General features: G+C 45.4%; 7 protein-coding genes. All 7 read right to left on the bottom strand.

All coding sequences use genetic code 11. The features are described from left to right. Positions 1-5: 5 nt before the first annotated feature. The 7 genes from BLL41_RS13180 to BLL41_RS13150 are packed head-to-tail and all read right to left on the bottom strand — an operon-like array spanning position 6 to position 19689. Complete coding sequence (locus BLL41_RS13180; RefSeq protein ID WP_071578179.1) at positions 6-4532, bottom strand: type I polyketide synthase; 4527 nt, start codon at positions 4530-4532, stop codon at positions 6-8. Further along, positions 4525-7194, bottom strand: coding sequence for a non-ribosomal peptide synthetase (locus BLL41_RS13175; RefSeq protein WP_071578178.1), 2670 nt, complete (start codon positions 7192-7194; stop codon positions 4525-4527). The genes BLL41_RS13180 and BLL41_RS13175 overlap by 8 nt, the downstream gene beginning before the upstream one ends. A 19-nt stretch (positions 7195-7213) precedes the next feature. Continuing rightward, positions 7214-16312: a hybrid non-ribosomal peptide synthetase/type I polyketide synthase gene (locus BLL41_RS13170; protein WP_071578177.1), complete on the bottom strand. Its 9099-nt coding sequence runs from the start codon at positions 16310-16312 to the stop codon at positions 7214-7216. 21 nt (positions 16313-16333) lie between these two features. Then, on the bottom strand, positions 16334-17476 hold the full coding sequence (locus tag BLL41_RS13165) for an acyl-CoA dehydrogenase family protein (RefSeq protein ID WP_071578176.1): 1143 nt from the start codon (positions 17474-17476) through the stop codon (positions 16334-16336). Beyond that, the gene (locus tag BLL41_RS13160) at positions 17463-17732 is read right to left on the bottom strand and encodes an acyl carrier protein (RefSeq protein WP_003240117.1); all 270 of its coding nucleotides are present in this window, start codon (positions 17730-17732) and stop codon (positions 17463-17465) included. The genes BLL41_RS13165 and BLL41_RS13160 overlap by 14 nt, the downstream gene beginning before the upstream one ends. 25 nt (positions 17733-17757) lie before the next feature. After that, positions 17758-18819, bottom strand: a complete 1062-nt coding sequence (locus BLL41_RS13155; RefSeq protein WP_071578175.1) for an HAD-IIIC family phosphatase — start codon at positions 18817-18819, stop codon at positions 17758-17760. A gap of 15 nt (positions 18820-18834) precedes the next feature. After that, the gene (locus tag BLL41_RS13150) at positions 18835-19689 is read right to left on the bottom strand and encodes a 3-hydroxyacyl-CoA dehydrogenase family protein (protein ID WP_071578174.1); all 855 of its coding nucleotides are present in this window, start codon (positions 19687-19689) and stop codon (positions 18835-18837) included.

Genomic DNA, 19689 nt, shown 5'->3' with positions numbered 1-19689 from the left:
CCCATCTATTTTCGTCTCATTCGCTGTTTTCGCCGGTTTTTCCCTTCATTTATGGCTTTTTGGCGATCTGGCTCTATTCCTTTTATGTGTATGTCATCACCGCTTTGCTGTGCTTTGACGGCTTGAGTTAATGCTGCAACCGTCGGGTGGGTATACATCATCACAACCGGGATATCCACGCCGAGCTCGTTTTTGATTCTCCCGCTCACCTGAAGCAGATCAAGTGAAGAGGCTCCTAATTCAAAGAAATTCATATTTACATCTGTCTCAGAATGAAAATAATCCTTAAAAATATTCATTAACCTTTCTTCAAGCGTATCCAAGCGGTCTTTTGTCAGCACATGCGCAGCGGTTTGTCTGTCCTCTATCACATAGCTATCTTTTATTCGTTTGTTTACGTCCTGAAGCGAAATCAGGACTTGCGGGTAGCGCAGCTGCAAAGCTCTCATAAATGCTTTCGCACCTTGAGCCGGCAGGATTCCTTGGTGTTGCTCTCCCTTGTCCGCTATCTTCGAAAGAATGGCCGCTGTTTCTGATTCATATGCCATCCCTACTTGTTCCCAACGGTCCCAGTTAACTGACACCATGTTTTCGCCTTCTTTTCGGCATGCGTGAGCATAGCTGTCCAAGAATGCGTTTGATGCAGCGTAGCCGACTTGGCCCCCCGCTCCTAAAAACGAAACAAGAGAGGAACAAATGAAGAAGAAGTCCGGCTGTTTGTTTTTAAGCGCTTTTCTTAACAGAGCGGTTCCTGTTATTTTGGCTTTTGCCATATGCCTCTCATCGTCTGGTGTCCTTGCGTGAATCACTTTGCCATCAGGAATGCCCGCTGCATGAATAACGCCATGAATGGCTTGTCCAAAACGAGATTCTGCCGTTTGCAAGGCTGTTTGAAGCTCTGCCTCATCTGAAATATCCGCCCGTAATACCAGCACCTCGGCTCCAGCCTTCTTGAGCTCTTCAACAGCTTTGAGTTTTTTGATTGCATCGTCATTTGCTCTTAGTTTATCGGGCAGTCCTGTCCGGCTTAGCAGCACAAGCTTTGCTTGAACTGTTTCAGCTAAATGAGAGGCAAGAGATAATCCGATCCCGCCAAGGCCGCCTGTAATGATATAAACTCCTTTATGCCTGAGATTGCCGGCCATATCAATCTCATCTTGCTTGCCCGGCTGCTTCGCCTGCCGAATCCATCTGCTGTTTCCGCGATAAGCCACAATAGGCTGATCATCCTCTTTTTTAAGTTCATAAGAAATCATTTCAGGCCAGCTTGATTGACCGTGCCGCGGGTCCGGACAAAGATCAACAGCTTTACAGCTGATCTGCTGATACTCTTGCGGAATGGTCAAACAGACTCCGGTCAGCGCAGCCTGATGAGGCTGAAGATCCTCCATTCCTGTCACATCGTGAGCTTGATTGGTCACTACAGTCATGCTGAATCTTTTGTTGCTCTCTGTTCCAAGTAAACGGACAAGATCAAGGAGAGGAAGATAACCGGCTATTGTGCGCTCTGCAAGATCTCCATCACGACAATCACAGTCTTGCAGCCACATCCAGATGATTTCATCAGGGATAAACCCCCTTGCATTCAGTTCATCCAGCAGCTTCCGAAAGTGGGCCGTATCCCGATGGTTTACCGTAAACGTGTTTTTGTCCATTTCTGCAAAGCGATCACCCGGCAGGACAGACACGGCTTCCGCTTGCTGTTTTAGGAGATATTGGCTGACATCATTGTTTTCTTCAAAGACAAGTATCCTCTTTCCTTGATGAGTGAATGTCTCATTGACTGGTTCCATTCGTTCCCAATGCGGAACAGAAAACCACTTATCAAAAGGAAGCTGTTCTTCACTGGAAGCAATGTTTAATTTCAATTCGTTTTTGATCTTTTCTTCCATGCCGCCCTGAGCTGTTTGCGGATCGGGAAATACTTGATGCTCAAAAGGATAAGTCGGAAGCGGGACCCTTTCATATGAGCCCCCCTGGCGAAAGTGCTCCCAGTTCATGTTTACACCATGCGTCCAAAGCCTGCCGATGCGGTTTAACAGATAGACACGATCAGACGATACTTCCTTTGGATGCCTGATGATATTAACCGCAGCATGTTGCTCCGTCATAAAACCCTCATGTTTTCTCACAAACTGCGTCAACGTGTTCCCTGGCCCGATCTCAACAAATACAACATTACCCATTTGTAAAAGCGTGCTCAGCCCTGAATGAAAATCAACCTTTTCCGTGATTTGCGAGGCCCAGTATTTCGGATCTGCGGCCTGCTCAGCTTGTATCCAATCGCCTGTCACATTTGAAATAAACGGAAGGTCAGGTGCTTGGAATTCTATCTCTTGCAGAATATCAGCAAAACGAGATGCTGCCGGCTTCATCATGCTTGAATGAAACGCATGGGACGTTTTTAAGTGCTGAATGGCCACTCCTTTCGACTGAAGGCGCGCGGCAAAAGCATTGATTGGCTCCATAAGGCCTGATACAACCGATAAATCAGAGCTGTTTGAAGCCGACAGCTCAACCCCTTCTGTCAATTCCATTTCTGTCTCTCTGCTAGGCAGTCTGACGCTCAACATTTCTCCCTCCGGCATTTCCTGCATCAATCGGCCTCTCATCACAACCATATGAAGCGCGTCTTCCAATGAACAAATGTCTGACAGACAGGCTGCCGTTAATTCCCCTATGCTGTGGCCAATCATGTATTGCGGTTTTAAACCATTTTTGATCAAGAAGGACGCCAGCGCATATTCAAAAGAAAATAAAATAGGCTGCGTATACGAGGTTTCATGGATAAGCTGTTCAGCTTCCTCGCTTTCTGCCTCATTATTCGGAAACATGATGCTTCTAATATTGAGTCCTTCCTCAGCTTGCAGAATGTCAAAACAGCGGTGCAGCTCTTCCTGGAATATGGGTTCCCGTTCATACAACTGTTTCCCCATATTGACGTATTGAGAGCCTTGCCCGGAAAACATAAAGACAACGGCCGGCTTCTCCAGCGCTATTGAAGTGCTTGCCATATCGCTTGTTATCCCTAAAGGGCCAGCCGTAAACGCCTGACGATACTGAAAATGCCTGCGGCCCTCTTGCAGTGTGTATGAAACGTTTTGGAGCGGCACCCCTTCATTCTCTTTTATAAATCGCTTGATCTGATCTGAGGCCTTCATTGCCGCTTTTTCAGAACGGGCAGAAATAAGCATAAGGCAGTCTTCATGATCCTCTTGATGACGGCTTTCCTTCATAGGCGGCTCTTCCATCACAACATGAACATTCGTGCCGCCGATCCCAAAGGAACTGACGCCCGCTCGAAACACCCGGTCAGATACTGTCCATTGCTTTGCGGATGTGCTGACATAAAAAGGACTGTTTTCAAAATCAATTTTAGGATTAGGCTTTTTGTAATGAAGGCTTGGCGGCAGAGTTCTCGCTTTGAGACTCAGCGCCGTTTTAATAAACCCCGCAATACCCGCGGCGGAATCCAAATGGCCGATATTTGTTTTAACAGAGCCGATCGCGCAGTATTGCTTCTTTTCAGTTTGAAACGCTTGTTTAAGCGCCTCTATTTCAACCGGATCTCCTAACGAGGTACCCGTGCCATGCGCTTCGACATAAGAAATACTTTCGGGCTCTACACGGCTGATGTTCAGCGCTTTTCTAATGACATCGGCCTGCCCTTCGATACTTGGCGCGGTGTAACCGACTTTACGGCTGCCGTCATTGTTATATGCTGAACCTTTAATGACAGCGTAAATATGATCTTGATCCTTCAGCGCCTGCTTTAAGGTTTTCAGCACTACAACACCGCAGCCCTCTCCCCCGACTGTCCCTTTTGCTTCCGCGTCAAATGCGCGGCAGCGGCCGTCCGGCGACATAATCATCCCTTCTTGATACATATAGCCCTTTTTGTGGGGACAAGTCACCGTTACACCTCCGGCCAGCGCCATTTTGCAGTCGCCGGTAAGCAAAGCTCTGGACGCGAGATGCACTGCCGTCAGAGAAGATGAACAGGCTGTATCCACCGCGATACTCGGCCCTTTCAAATTTAATTTATAAGAAATTTGTGTATTCATAAAATCCTTGTCCGTCAACTGAACAGCAGCAAACTGTTCAGAAGAACTGCTATTTCTCAGCAGCATTGAACTTGCCTGCCAGTACAAATTCGCAGACGCAGCGCCGAATAAGCCGATAGGCTGTGAATAGGTTTCGGGATTGTAGCCGGCGTTTTCAAGAGATTCCCACGCGACTTCATGAAACATGCGAACTTGTGGGTCCATTACCTCAGCTTCTCGCTGTGAGTAGCCGAAAAAAGCCGCGTCAAAGTGGTCATGCCGGTCTACTTTTCCTTTGGCTCTGACATAATTCTCATGATCAAGCTGTTCTTTAGGCACACCGGCTTCCATAAGCTCTTCTTTTGAGAAAAATGTGATGGATTCCGTGCCCGTTTTAATGTTCTCCCAAAACTCTTCAATATTTTTGGCACCGGGGAAACGGCAAGCCATTCCGATAACCGCTATTTCTAAACCCGTTGTTTTACTCATCAGAAATCCCGCCTAACAGTTGTGCGACATTTTCTAAATCTTCCGCTGCCTCTTCCTCACTTTCAGCATTTGCCTGACAATCCTCAGACTCCGCTTGCCGGCTGAGCTGGGCAGCTATCGCCGATACAGATGTATACTGAAACAGCTGAACAACAGACAGCTCTTGTCCAAACTGCTCTTTCAATTTGTTCGATAGTTCTACGATGTGAAATGAGTTTCCGCCGATATCAAAAAAGTTATCTTCCATGCTGATATCAGATTCAGGTATATTCAAAATGCCAGCAAAAATGGAAACCAGCTTTTTCTCGGTTTCATTGTGCGGTTTTATGACCTGTTCATCAGATTCTGGCTCTTCCATGGGATCTGGGAGTGCCTTGAGATCAAGCTTCCCTGACAGGTTCATTGGAAAGGAGTCCACGCGGATGAATCGTCTCGGAATCATATAACCCGGAAGCTTTTCTCCTAAAAACCCTCTCATTTTTTGAGTTTTCAGTTTTTCATCAGAAATGAGATACGCCACAAGAAACGGATCATCTGATTCCTTTTGAACTGGAATAATCACCGCATCATGAATGATTTGTCCCGACTCCCTGTAATCAAGCAAGGCTTTTCTAATCTCATCAAGCTCTATTCTGAATCCTCTTATTTTTACTTGATCATCATACCTGCCAAAAAATTCGATGAAGCCGTCACAACGCCATCTCGCCAAGTCGCCGGTATGATAAAGCTTGCCGGCAGGAATATGCTGCGGTTCTGTAAATTTTTCTGCCGTCAGCTCTGGCTGGCGGATATATCCTCTTGCCACCCCGTCTCCGGCAATGCACAGTTCTCCGTATACGCCGATGGGCACAGGCTGTCCGCAATGATCCAAAATATAAATCTGTTCATTCGGCATCGGCCTGCCAATCGGTACGACGGGTTCATTCCAAGACTCAGGTATGGTAAAAGCCGCTGACTGCACAGCGCATTCCGTTGGACCGTAATTATTTGTCATCACCGGCTTATCAGCACGAAACGTTTGTAAATATTGCTGAACCAATTGGGGCGGCAGCATTTCGCCGCCAGCCATTATTAACTTCAATTCGTCAACGTGATGCGGCTCTTTCTCAGCGGCTTTGATCATGAGGCGCAAATGAGAGGGTGTCGCATCTGAAATATGAATGCGGTTCTCCTCATAAAAAGACCACAGCTGCTTTCCATCCATCCTTGCATGATCCGGCGCAATATATAAGGTGTGTCCAAGAAGCAATGCCGGAAATAACGTTTGCACGGATGCGTCAAAAATATGTGAAGCAAGCATGCCGATACGGAGGTGCTCTTGTGAAAATGGCTGAAAGTGAAAGCTGTCTATGCCATATACTAAATTGACGACTTGACGATGCTCCACCATCACGCCTTTCGGTTTTCCTGTTGTCCCTGATGTATACAGCACGTAAGCGAGATTTTCAGGAGACGGCAGGTGCTCATGCTCCGCCGCCCCTTCAAATTTCATCATTTCCTCTATACATAAGCTTTTTTGATTCTCAGCAGAAATGCCATAACCCTTGTTCGTGATCACAAACCGCGAACCGCTGTTTTTCAGCATATAATCCATCCGTTCGGACGGCATATTTACATCTATCGGCAAATAAGGACAACCTGCTTTCAATATGCCTAATATGCCAATAACCATTTCTGCCGAGCGATGTACCATCAGCCCCACAGGCTCCTCATGGCAAACGCCTTCTTTTGTCAAAAAAGCAGCAACCCGGTCTGACAATTCATCAGCCTCACCGTATGTGAAGCTGACATCTTCATACACGATTGCAGGCTGATCAGGTTCGAGAGCTGCCTGTTCTTTGAAGAGATGGACAATTGATTTTTCTTTCGGGTATGGTTGATTTGTGTGATTAAATGTCGTGATGACTCTTTCTCTCTCCTCATGAGACAGTAACTGCAGCTCAGAGACCAGAGTCTCAGGCGCCGACAAAACCTGGTCTGCCAGCATGCAAAAATGGCCGGCTATCCGTTCAGCAGTATCGAATGTGTAATGCTTCAAATTCCAGCTCAGCTTTCCAGTCAATATCCCTTCTTCACACTGAATGGAGATAAATAGATTCGTGTCCAGCGCTTTCAATGACACCGGCTGCTGAAGATCATTCACAGCAAGGGAAATGCCGAAGCGGGGCTCCCCTTTTTTATGCAAAGGATGAAGCTCATCCAATAGGATTTTCACAGGATAATTTTGATGGGCATACACTTCTTGAAAAGCTTGTTTCACATGCTCTAGACAGTCTCTGAAACTCATAGAAGGATTGATTTTCACCAGCAACGGAAGAAGATCATTGATCACCGGCTGTGTTTCCCGCTGTCTCAACACAGGGGCCGACGCCATGATATCCGTTCTTCCGTCGTACCTGTGCAGCAATGTGACTGCCGCAGTCATCAAAATAATAAACATACGCAAATCTGAAGCTCCGGATGCCTTTAAGATGGCCTTTTCCAGCTGAGCCGGGAATGAAAAAGTTATTGAAGCTTCTTCATCGTTTTGATCAAGAAGCTGTGAATCATAAGGAAAACGGCAGTCCGACGGGATTTGAGATAATACAGAAGTCCAATATTGCCGCTCCTTCACTTTTTCAAGAGCTGCGGTTTTCAATTGAAAGACATCGATTTGGTTCATTGTTATTCACCTATTTCTGCTAGATTTTCAGATCGTCTAGTTCCAGCAACGATACCTTTTCTAAATCATTGATGCCTGAAGTCAGGTCAATATCCTTGAGAGCGGTTTGCTTACAATCAATTACGGCTGACAGCACCTTTTTAATCCCTTTCGCAATGCTTTCAATCGTTTCTCTTGTAAACAGTTCAGTGCTGTATTCAATGACAGAAGATAAACCGTTCTCGTCCTCTGAAGCGATCCAAAGCAAATCAAACCGGGAAACCGCTGTTTCATATTCATAGTCGGTAAGTGTGATCCCGTCTACCTCTAAAGAAGGCTGGCTTAGATTTTGCAGAGCAAAAACGGTATCAAAAATATGATTCCTATTTAACGTCCTATCTAACTTCAAATCTTGAACCATATGTTCATACTGATAATCTTGATGATCAAAGTCATCAATCACCAGCTGCTTGACATGGTGCAGAAATTGAGTGAACGTCATCTCTTTTTTCGGATAAAACCGAAGCGGGAGCATGTTAACGAAGATACCGATGATCCGCTGCAGTTCCTCCTGCCTTCTCCCCGCAACCGGAACGCCGACTACAATGTCGGACTGTCCAGTGAGCTTGTGCAGCAGGATTTGATAGATTGATAAAAGTCCCATAAACAGCGTGGCGTCTTCATCGGCCATAATGGCTTTAAACGCCTCAAGCTCTTTTTTGCTTACATAAAAACGATAATGGGCGCCGGCAAAGCTTTTGACATCGGGTCTCCGGTAATCAGTCGGCAGCTGAAGCTCACGGAAGCCGTCAAGCCGTTTCAGCCAATATGTTTTCACCTCATTCAGGTCATCAGACTGAAGCATCTGATTCTGCCATTCTGAGAAATCTTTATATTGCAGTTCAAGTGGTGCAAGCTCTTTGCCGTCATATAGATCCATAAACTCGCTGACCAAGATATCCTGAGATAGACCGTCAGAAATAATGTGGTGCATATCGAGCATCAGAATATACTCGTTTTCAGAGTTCTTAATCACACCAGCTCTCATTAAGGGAGCCTGATCAAGCTGGAACGGCTTTAAAAAGCTGCTGATGACTTCTTGTTCCTTTTGGTTTTGCCCTTCCTGGCCTGCCAAATGGGATAGGTCAAAAAAGTCTGCATGAAATTCCGCATGCTCAGCTATGCACTGCATTGGAACACCGTCTATTGCTTTAAAGGATGTTCTTAAACTCTCATGACGATGAATCAATTGCCGGAACACATTCTCCAGCCTTTGCATATCAAGCTTTCCTGCAATCCGGCCGGCAGTGAACTCATTGTAGCCAGTGCTTGTTTGATCTAACTGCTGAACAAGATAAAGCCGTTTTTGCGCTGAGGACAACGGATAATAATCCTGTTTTTCAGCTTTTTCTATCTTTCTGTAAATCTTCTGATCGGCTTGGCTGATAAATTCGGCCATCTGCCTGATCGTCGGTATGTTAAAGAAATCCGGCAGCGCAATTTCCACATTAAAAGCTTGATGAATAATGGAAATGAAAGTAATCGCCTTTAAAGAATCACCGCCCATCTCAAAGAAATCATCGTCTATGCCGATTTGATCAATCTTAAAAAATGACTGCCAATGAACAAGGAGTTCTTTCTCCATATCAGTTACTGGTTCAACATATTCAGCGGTAAGCTCTGGCCGCCCGTACAGCGAAACATCCTCTTCTTGCTGTTCATCGCTAGGCTGGTGCAGACGATTCACATATTTTTGTATCCTCTCCTGCAGATCCGTGGCAGACACGACAATCTGATCCATATGATCAAATGTGAAAATTCTCTCGAAAACTTCTCTGCCCTCATGCGCACGAATCAGGGTATTTTCTAAATCCCCTCCGACTGGAATATCCGGTTTTTTGCCGTCTTCAAATTCCCAGCCGTCTAAATTTAGGGCTGTCCACTGAACAGGATGCTGCGCATTATGTTGATATACAAAGGCATCAACAAAATGGTTAACTGCAGTATAGGCGGTAAATCCAAGTCCTCCCAATATCGGAGACAAGGACGAAATCAAAAAGCAGAAATCAAGCGGCCGATCGGCCAACACTTTTTCTAATACCGCAACGCCCGTCATTTTTGCTTGAATGTGAGCATTCGAAAAACTTCTATCCGTTTGCTCCATCATCCTGAATGAGTGTTCGCCTGTTATTCCAGCTGCATAAATTACGCCATGTATGGAGCCGTACTTATGTTCAGCCGCACGAACCAGTTCAGACATATCCGCTTCACAGCTTGCATCCGCAGCAACAGCAATAACTTCCGCGCCTGTTTGTTCTATCTCATATATTGATTTTATTTTTTTAACAGTTGGATCATCCTCAGCATGCGTGCTGATTAAGGTCTCCCATTCACTCCGCGGCGGAAGGCCGGAACGGCTTGTCAGAATAAGTTTTCCTTTTGTTTTCTCAGCAATGGTTTTTGCAGCATGTAAACCGATGAAGCCCAGCCCGCCAATCAGAATATATACGCCTCCGGGACGAAGGTGTCCTTGCGATGATTCTGCAGGCACTGCTTTGTGAATAAAATTCCTGGTGTACCTTTTATTATTTCTGTAAACCGTTAGGAGATTGCCTGATTCGGTCATCAGCTCAGATCTGATGAGTCCCAGCAGCTTGTCTTCTTTCCAGGAATCTTCTTTCTGCCTGTCTATATCAATCACTCGATAGCGAAGGAACGGTGTTTCCTGAGATATGACCATACTCGGCCCCAGATGTAAGGCTTTCTCTGGATATAGCGTTTCTTCTCCGCCAAGCTGATACGTAAGGGACGATAACACAAAGATCGAAATTTCCTGGTTTGTTCCTTTCTTTTTCAATGCTTGTCCTAAGTAAAGCAAAGAGTAATAGGATTCGTTTTGCATCTGCTCAATCCACTCAGCAGCAGCGGTTTCATTCTTCTCTGCCAGCCCCCAGAGGTGCAAAATCCGGCTGTACTGAATCTTTTCCTTCTCCAACACTTCAAAGAGACGGCAGTAATCTTCCGCAGAGTCTGGGCGAAGTGTGTACACTCCTTTTTCAACCTGCTGAAAGTTATGCCCTTTTTTAACGATGACACAAGAAGCACAGGTAGATTGCAGCCCCTGAATAAGCTTATGTGAAAAATCGTCATCCTCCATGAAGACAAGCAAACGTTGTTCCGCCGCTTCAAGCTCTCGGGAAATCGGCAGGATTTCTTTTTCCCATTGCGGCAGATAAAACCACTCCTGAAGCGGGAGCTTTCCTCCGGAATGTTTATTGTCTTTTCCGCTGGCAGTATGTTTCCGTTTGGGCCAGAAAGATTCCTTTTCAAAAGGATATTGCGGCATAGTAATTTTTTCAGGATTCCTGCCCTCGTGCAGCCCGCGCCAATCAATGACCGCGCCATACATCCACAGCGTGCCAATTCTGCTCAGTAAAAATTGGACATCCGACATATTCTGCCTGCTGTGTTTCAGCACATTGCAAACATGCTGGCGCTTCTCATCGTTAATCGATCTCTTCACCAGCACACTTAAATCTTGTCCCGGGCCGATTTCGATAAAAATAGCATGTTCCTGCTTCGTTAACACGCCAATACCCTCAGCAAAACGAACAGTCTCAGTCATGTGCCGCTTCCAATAGTCATAGTCCGCAGCTTCTTCATCCGCTATCCAGTCTCCCGTTAAATTCGAAAAGAAGGGAACACCCGGTTTTTGATAAGAAATGTGCTTAGCCGTGTTTCCAAATCGTTCAGCGGCGGAAGCCATGACGTGCGAGTGGGCAGCAATTGAACCTTTTACTCTCATACAAAGCACTTTTTTGGCTTTTAACTGTTCTTCAAACGCTGAAATGTCAGACTCAAGCCCCGACACAATGCAAGAAGCGTCATTCACAACAGCCAATGAAATGCAATCGGGGAGAATCGCTTTCAGTTCTTCCTCTGGCATTGGCACGCTTAACATGATGCCTGACGGCGCTTCGTGCATCGCTTGTCCACGCAAGCTGATCAGCTTGATGGCATCACTGAGCGTAAACACTCCCGATACCGCGGCAGCCGTTAGTTCACCAAAGCTGTAGCCGATCATAGCCCATGGCCGCAGCCCCCACTTCATCAATAAAAGTGACAGCGCATATTCCAGCATAAAAATAGCCGGCTGGGCATATTTCGTCTCTTGAAGCTTTATCGCCGCAGCGTCTTCATTCTGCTTGTCAGGGTATAAAATATCCTCAAGCCTCTCACCAGTTACTTCATAAAATTCTTGGAAACAGTGATCCATCGTCTCTTTGAAAAACGGCTCCTCCGTGTACAAATCCCTGCCCATGTTCACGTATTGACTGCCTTGGCCCGAGAACATGAAGATCAATTTTTTCTCCTTTTTTTCCTGAATCCGCGACATTCGGCTGAGTCCTCTGTCCTTTTTCTCGGAAAGCAGGCGGATGACATCCTGTCTGTCCTTTGCCACAAGCATTTGCCTATAATCAAAGTGCTGTCTTCCGGCCTGAAGTGTATAGGCGGCGTCTGCTGCATTAAGTTCAGCGTTCCTTTCCATGTGTTCGAGTAAAAGGTCTTTCGTTGTTTCTAAGGCATTCATCGTTTTTGCTGAAAGAGGAAACAGCTGATACGAACGCGAATGTTTTTCACGTTCACTGACAGGCGCTTCCTCCAGAATCACATGGGCATTGGTGCCGCCCATACCGAATGAGCTCACGCCTGCACGTCTCGGGGCATTTGCTTTCTTCCACGTCCGGAGCTTGTCATTTATAAGGAAAGGACTGTTTTCAAAATCAATATTCGGATTTGCTTCTTTAAAATGAAGACTAGGCACAAGTTGTTGATGCTTCAGAGAAAGAACTGTTTTAATGAGACCCGCCGCGCCTGCAGCAGCATCAAGGTGTCCGATATTCGTTTTTACGGAACCAATCCGGCAAAACGCGGTTTTATTCGTTTGAAACGCTTTGGTTAAGGCCTCAATTTCAATTGGATCTCCGAGAGCTGTGCCTGTCCCGTGGGTTTCCACATAGCTGATGGTTTCCGGCTCAATCCCCGCGTCAGCAATCGCCTCTCTTATAACCTCTGTCTGGCCTTCCACACTCGGCGCATTAAAGCCTACTTTTTGGTCACCGTCATTGTTGACCGCAGATCCTTTTACAACCGCGTATATCCTGTCGCCGTCAGCCAATGCGCGGCTCAACGATTTCACTGCGACAAATCCGACTCCGTCGCCTCCTACAGTGCCTTTCGCGTCTTTATCAAAGGCTCGGCAATGGCCGTCTGGCGATTTCACCATATTCTCTTGATAGATGTAGCCCGACTTAACCGGGTGGAGAATGGACACACCTCCTGCGAGAGCGATATCAGATTCTCCATTCAGCACCGATTTGCAAGCCAAATGCAGCGCGACCAAGGAGGTTGAACAAGCTGTCTGCAGGGTAATGGCAGGACCTTTCAGATTAAGTTTATGAGCAACCCGCGTGCTGATTGTATAGGTATCATTTAAAGAGCCGATTTCAAACAGCTCTGACATCCTGCCGTCTAATGAGTCAGCGAAATGCTGGAGCCATTGAAAATTTGAGGTTGTTCCTGTAAACAAACCGATTTTCCCTTCATATTCAGCTGAAACACACCCTGAGTCCTCCAGCGTTTTCCATACATACTCATGAAGAAGGCGGATTTGCGGGTCCATGACCTCTGCCTGCCCCGGTGAATAGCCGAAGAAAGAGGCGTCAAATAAATCGGGGCCGTCGATGATTCCTTTCGCCCTTACATAATCACTTCTCGTAAATGTTTGTTCATCAATGCCCGCCGCAAACAGCTCTTCATCAGTGAAAAAAGAGATGGATTCCTTGCCGTTTTTTAGATTTTGCCAAAATTCATCTATGTTTTTAGCGCCGGGGAAACGCCCGGCCATCCCGATGATGGCGATGCTGTCATTTGAAGGAGCCTTCCGCTTTGATATGAATGGTGCTTTCTTTTTTGATTGCCCTTCATCCTGGCCTGATAAGTATTCAGCAAGCAACTGAACTGTTGGACGGCGGAACATCTCAACCATCGGAATACTTTTTCCCGTTTCCTTAGATAGCTGCTGATTGACTTGGATCAAATGCAGGGAAGTGCCGCCGATTTCAAAAAATTTATCCTGAACATTGATGTTGCCTTGACCAAGTACACGTTTCCAAACTTCCAGCACCATCTTTTCTGTTTCAGAAGCGGGGGCCTCCGCAAGCGCCTTCCGTTTTGTCTCTGCGGCAAGCTCGGGCAGTGCTTTTTTATCCAGTTTTCCATTGGCCGTCAGCGGCATCTCATCCATCAAAATAAATCGGGATGGAATCATATATTCAGGCAAGTGACGGCGCAAGTATTCACGCAGCTGCTTTTCATCAATCGTCTCATCAGTGAAAAGATAAGCAGCCAGGCACGGTGTCTGGGACGCGTCCTTCTTCACGACAGCGGCCGCCCCTTTGATCCGTCCGTACCGGCAGAGCCAGTGTTCAATCTCCCCGCTCTCAATCCGATAGCCCCTAAGTTTGATTTGGTCATCATTTCTGCCTAAAAATTGAATGGTTCCATCTGGTAAAAAGCGGGCTGCGTCTCCTGTTTTATACATTTTTTCTCCGGGCTTAAAAGGATGCGCCACAAATCGCTCTGCCGTCAGTTCCTTCCGGCCTAAGTAGCCTTCTGCTACTCCTTTTCCGGCAATATAAAGTTCTCCCGCTGCTCCTCGGGGCAGCAGATTCATATGTGAATCAAGAATGTATATATCAGTATGTGCAGCAGGCCGGCCGATCGGCACATACAGATCCTTATCCATTTTAGATGAGTAGCGGTGAATCATGCAGCCGACTACAGTTTCCGTCGGACCGTATTCGTTAAAAATTTCAATCTTCCCATCGAAGTTCTGTTCAATTTTCGCCGCAAGGGAGGTTTCTAATTGCTCTCCTCCCAGTATCAGGCACTTCATCATACTGTCCTGAAACGGCATCTCGGAAATGAAATGAAGATGGGACGGCGTTAACTTCATAACGTGGGCCCGATTATCTTTCAGAATTTGTTCCACAAGAAGCTGCTTGTTTTTATCCTGGTACACAATAATTGCGTTTCCGGTTATAAGCGGAGTAAAGATAGAAGTTACTGTTAAATCAAAAGATAAAGACGTATAAAGGGCAAAATCTCTTTTATGGCCTCTTACATATTGCTCGGCGGCCCAGGTAACATAATTTTCAAGACCCAGATGCTTAACAAGCACCCCTTTTGGCCTGCCTGTTGTTCCAGAGGTATATATGCAATACGCAATGTCCTGCGGACCGTATTGTTTCACCAGATTGCTGTCGTTTCCTTGATAAAGGTTCTGATCGGTAATATCTATTTTCACACCGTCGTACGAGTAAACCAGCCCCTCAATATCCTCTGTCAGCAGCAGGTTTATCCCGCTGTCCTGAAGAAGATATTCAATTCTTTCCGGCGGATAATCGGGATCAACTGGAACATAAGCGCCGCCCGCTTTTAATACAGCGAGACAAGCGATCACCATTTCAATTGAATGTTCTGTTAAAATACCGACTCTTTGTGCAGGTTTGACTCCCTGACTTTCTAAAAAACGGGCGAGCTGATTCACTTTTTTATTTAATTGATCATAGGTCAGGGATTCCGAGCGAAACTCCACAGCAAGAGCGTCCGGCGTCTTTTCTGTCTGCCGCTCAAACAAATCAATAACAGTCTGATGTTCGTTGCCGGTCATACCTTTATAGTTGCAAAACTCTTCAAGCTGATAATGCACTTCATCTTCGGAAAGCATATTTAAGCGGTGCACAGATCTGTCTGCCGGATTTTCAATCACTTCCGATAACAGGTTGAGAAAATGATCCCCAAGCTGCTTCACTTGAAGAGCAGACATAACACCAGGATTGTAGATAAATGAAAAATGAATATGTTCATCAAAAGCTTGTACACTCAATGTCAAATCAAACTCAGTTTGCTCAAACATGTCATATTGTTCGATTGAAAGAGGAAGACTGTTTGACTTAAGCATCTGATCAAGCGGGTAATTTTCAATCACGACAATCGTGTCAAATAATGACTGCTCAGCCGTCAGACCCGCATATGTTTTTAAATCAGACAGCGGTGTATGTTCATATTCACTTCTTTTGGCAATCTGCTCATGTGCAAGCTGAATCACATCTAAAGGCGTGGAGTGAGGCGCAAATCGAAGACGAAGCGGAATGGTGTTAATAAACAGCCCCGTCATTTGTTCTATTCCCGGTACATCCGCGCTTCTTCCTGAAACGGTTGTCCCGAACACCACTTCTTCTTGATCAGAATACTTCTTTAGCAGCAGCCCCCACACACTATATAAAATGGAAGCAAGCGTAACTTGCCGTTCAGCAGCGAGTGAGCGCAGAGCTTTTCCTGCTGAAACCGGAAGCTGTATTTCATGTTTAGAAAAAATAGCATTTCGCTTCCCTGGCCTTTCTGTATTCGGCAGCAATTGCACAGGCTCCCAGTCTTTCAATAACCTTTTCCAAAATGACGCCTGGCTGTCTTTTGTTTTACGCTGCTGTTCCTGCTGCCATTTCACAAATGCTTGATATGACGGTTTTTGAGAAACAACAGGTGTTTGCCCCATGGATAACGCTTGATATGACTCCATCCATTCTTTGAGGACAATCCCCATGCTCCAGCCGTCCATCAAGATATGATGAAAGCTGATCATCATCCAGATCCCGTTTTCTTCTGTTTGATAAAGTGTGACACGAAAAGGGACTTCTTGAAGCTGAAACGGCTCTTTCCGATCACGGGCCGCAAGCTCCTCCTTCAGCTTATCCTGAGAAATACCTTTCTCGAACGGGATGCTCTGATAACGGATATCTATATTATGATGCTTTAATATCACTTGAATTGGCTTAGCTGTTTCCTTCCACCTAAACACCGTCCGCAGCATTTCATTTTGCTGAACCGTTTGCTGCCATGCTTTTTCAAAAAGATCACGGGCTGGTTCACTCTCTAGTTTTATCAGCATTTGTTCAAAATAGGCATTACCTTCCGGCTCCATTAAATGATGAAAAAGCAGACCTTCCTGAATGGTTGTCAGTCCGAGAATGTTGGCTATGTTATTTTTATCTATTTTTTTCATTTGCTCACTCACAGAATCCTCTCCATCCTCTGCCTATATATGTTTGACAAAATATCGTCTCAATCCATAATTCGCTATAACTTGCTGCTGAATTTGAGATGTTCCTTCAATGATCTCCAAAACTTTGGCTTCTCTGTACAGGCGGGCAGCTGAATGATCTCTGCTGAAGCCGCTTCCTCCATGGATCTGCACATTTGAATTGGTAATCTCAACAGCAACCTTTGAGGTGAAATATTTCGCGATAGACGTTTCCGTCACGGCCTCTGGATCTTGTTTCATCCGCATTTCGCCGGCTTTCATACATAAGGCGCGGGCTGCATGCAGCTGTGTTACGGCATCACCGATCATTCCTTTAATCATTTGATGCTTGTAGAGTTTCTCTCCAAATTGGCTTCTCTTCCGTGAGTATGTGACTAAAGAATCGACGGCTTCCTGTGCAATCGCCAATCCGGCCCATGCCACACTGTATCTGCCATGATCCAAAGCCAAGTTAACGATGTAATTAAAACCGCCCCCGATTGGCCCTAATATTTGGTCATCAGAAACCTCAACGCTGTCAAACTCTATTTCCGCAAGATAAGAAGCTCTATTGGCCATCATGCCTTCCATTTTTTTTACCGTTACTCCGCTCTGGCGGCTGTCTACAATAAAGGCTGTAACCACTTCTCCATCACGGGCTATAACCAGAAAAAAGTCAGCAATGGCGCCAAAGGAAATCCATTTTTTTCTGCCGTTGATGACATAGCTGCTTCCGTTTTTTGCATACGATGTTTCAATGTGGTTTGCGTCTGAACCAATGTTTGGTTCAGACAATGCAAACGCTCCGATTTTCTCTCCTTTACCGATGGGGACAAGCCATTCTTCTTTTTGGCGCTCTGTACCGTACCGCAGCAGAGATTCACCGACTAACGAATTTACAGTCAAAAGGGTTCGAATATTACAGCACGCTTTACCTGCTTGTTCAGTAAACAAACCGTACTCGACAGGGTTCAATCCCAATCCGTGATAAACTTCCGGAATACCCGCAGCAAAATAAGATTTGCTCCCTAACTCTTTGATTAATTCTGCCGGGATGCATTCCTTCTCATCAAACTCGCCTGCAAAAGGTCTGATTTTTTCATCGCAGTAACCTTGGAAATCTTGAATGATGTCGGCTTTCATCTCAGCTGTTTTCATTAGCAAGCGCTCCGTTCTGTTTCTTTTCAATTAGGCTGACGATTCGGTTTACCGTGCTGAAGTTGGCAATATCTAAATCTTCGTTATCAAGCTGAAACCCAAAGTTTTGCTCAAGAAATGTTACAAGTTTCATCGCAAATAAAGAATTTACAAATCCCATCTCAAAAATGTGATCATCATTGGTTAATTCGATTTCATCGTCAAAGACCACCAAATTTTGTTCAATATATTCTCTAATTTGTTCATGAAGATTCATCTATTTGCTCTCCCCGCTATTTAGATTAATTGCTGCTTCCCGCAACAGGTGATTGGCTGAATTCCGTTTTGACCTCGACATACGCAGGATACGGCTGAATCCGGCTCAGGTCATTTTCAAATAGAATGAAGCCGTCCGGGCCCTTCGTATGTTCTTTGAAATTGGCAAATTTATAGGTGATATACATGACTCTGTTGCGATCTGTTTGTTTAAAATCGGCAAACAGTTTTTTTCCTTTTTGTTTCGCTTCATTTAAAATAGCTGTCAGTAATATGGTACCGACACCGCGGGACATAACCCGGCATGACATTAAAAGAAGATTAATATGCCATTCATCTCCCTTTTCTTCTATTAAAGAGAGTCCGATTTTTCCATAAGAGCCGTACTTGTCCTCAAGCTCGCAGACTAACAGCATATGAGAGTCTGACTCTCGAAAATAATTTAATTCCTGATAATCGTATGTTTTTCCGCTTGCATTCAGCTGGTTTGTACGCACCGTAAGCTCTTCTGCCCGCTGCAAGTCGCTTTCTTGCGCATGGCTGATCGTAAACTTCATATTCAGAGTGGCAAGAAATTGTTCGGACGGTCCTTCAAACTGCTCTTCGTCCTCTTTTCTGCGATCATCCTCCAGATACATCTGCCGGCGTCTTTTGGCATCCTCTGTTACGAATGCAGGCTTCAGCAACGGATCGACGATTAGATCCTTATACTGAACGGCATCCCAGCACGAAATCTCCGGATGGGCATTTTTCACTTCTTCCCTTTCAAACGCTTGGTCGTCAATAAAGAGAAGCGTATCCTTATGAATATTGAGGTTTTTGCTGATTTTTTCCAAAGAAACCGATTTGGCATTCCAGCTGATTTCCGGATATAAAAAGAAATGGTCTATTCCAAATTCCTTTAATTTTTCCATAGCAGCAGCTTCGTCATTTCTGCTGGCGACAGACAGCAATATGCCGCGTTCATCAAGCTCAGTCAGAATTTCTTTGATATGTTCCTTCAGCTTTACATCATCTGATTCAAGCAGAATACCATCCCATAGCGTATGATCTAAATCCCAGACAACACACTTAACTCCCTTTTTCAATGGCCTGCTCCTCCTTTAACTGTATTGAAAGAATCCTTGTCCTGACTTTCTCCCTAACTTTCCTGCATCTACCATTTTCACTAACAGCGGACACGGCCTGAACTTTGAATCTTTGTAGCTTTCATATAGAACCAGCAAGGAGTTAAGGATCGTATCGAGGCCTATTAAATCCGCAGTCGCGAGCGGACCCATTTTATGCCCGAACCCGCCGCGGAAAATTTTATCCACATTGGCTGGGGTCGCCACTTGATCTTGCACCGTCCAAATGCTTTCATTAATGGTTAGCATTAACACACGATTTGACACAAAGCCAGGCAAATCATGAACGACGACTGGGTTTTTGTCGAAAGATTTCAAAAACTCAACGGTTGCATTGACAGTCTCGTCAGAGGTGGCATCACCCCGAATCACCTCTACAAGTTCTTTCAGAGGAACAGGATTCATAAAATGTGCTCCAATTACCTTTTCCGGACGATGCATCAGTGAACCGACCTTCGTAATTGAGATACAGCTTGTATTTACAAGGTAGATGGCATCCTCTCGGCAGATATCCTTTACTTGTAAATACACTTGTCTTTTGATCTCCCAATCTTCTGTTACGTTTTCAATGATGATATCAGCCGGCTCCACATTGTGCGGCTCAGTTGTGAATTGAATATTATCAAGCACATCTTCCAGTGACATGCTGAATTTTTCTTTCCGCATCAGTTGAACAAGCCTGAATGTCTTTTTAATGTTTTCTTCTGCGGCTTTCAGTTTTTCATCACTGATATCCAGCAAAATCACTTGATACCCATTCGCAGATAAATCAAGAGCCATATCGGCCCCCATGACGCCTCCTCCGATAACACCGGCAGTTCTGAAATCCAT

Origin of the sequence: Bacillus sp. FMQ74 (assembly GCF_001875785.1) — a bacterium.
GTDB lineage: Bacteria > Bacillota > Bacilli > Bacillales > Bacillaceae > Bacillus > Bacillus stercoris.
Note: the sequence above shows the minus strand (reverse complement) of the source record. Positions and strands in the feature narration are given on the sequence as shown.